This is a genomic window from Shewanella seohaensis (assembly GCF_023283775.1).
Taxonomy (GTDB): Bacteria; Pseudomonadota; Gammaproteobacteria; order Enterobacterales; family Shewanellaceae; genus Shewanella; species Shewanella seohaensis.
In genome coordinates, this window is record NZ_JAKILE010000038.1 from 1 (window position 1) to 591 (window position 591).

Annotated in this window: 1 rRNA gene; it reads left to right on the forward strand. The window is 55.0% G+C overall.

The window, feature by feature from the left end:
• Nucleotides 1-591, forward strand: a 23S ribosomal RNA gene (locus L2713_RS20490); the annotation flags it as partial.

Consider the following 591-nt stretch of genomic DNA (forward strand, 5'->3'; position numbering starts at 1 on the left):
CCCCTAATCGGGGTTAAGGACAGTGCCTGGTGGGTAGTTTGACTGGGGCGGTCTCCTCCCAAAGAGTAACGGAGGAGCACGAAGGTTGGCTAAGTACGGTCGGACATCGTACGGTTAGTGCAATGGCATAAGCCAGCTTAACTGCGAGACAGACACGTCGAGCAGGTACGAAAGTAGGTCATAGTGATCCGGTGGTTCTGAATGGAAGGGCCATCGCTCAACGGATAAAAGGTACTCCGGGGATAACAGGCTGATACCGCCCAAGAGTTCATATCGACGGCGGTGTTTGGCACCTCGATGTCGGCTCATCACATCCTGGGGCTGAAGTCGGTCCCAAGGGTATGGCTGTTCGCCATTTAAAGTGGTACGCGAGCTGGGTTCAGAACGTCGTGAGACAGTTCGGTCCCTATCTGCCGTGGGCGTTGGATGATTGAGGGGAGTTGCTCCTAGTACGAGAGGACCGGAGTGAACGAACCGCTGGTGTTCGGGTTGTCATGCCAATGGCATTGCCCGGTAGCTATGTTCGGAATCGATAACCGCTGAAAGCATCTAAGCGGGAAGCGAGCCCCAAGATGAGTCATCCCTTGGACT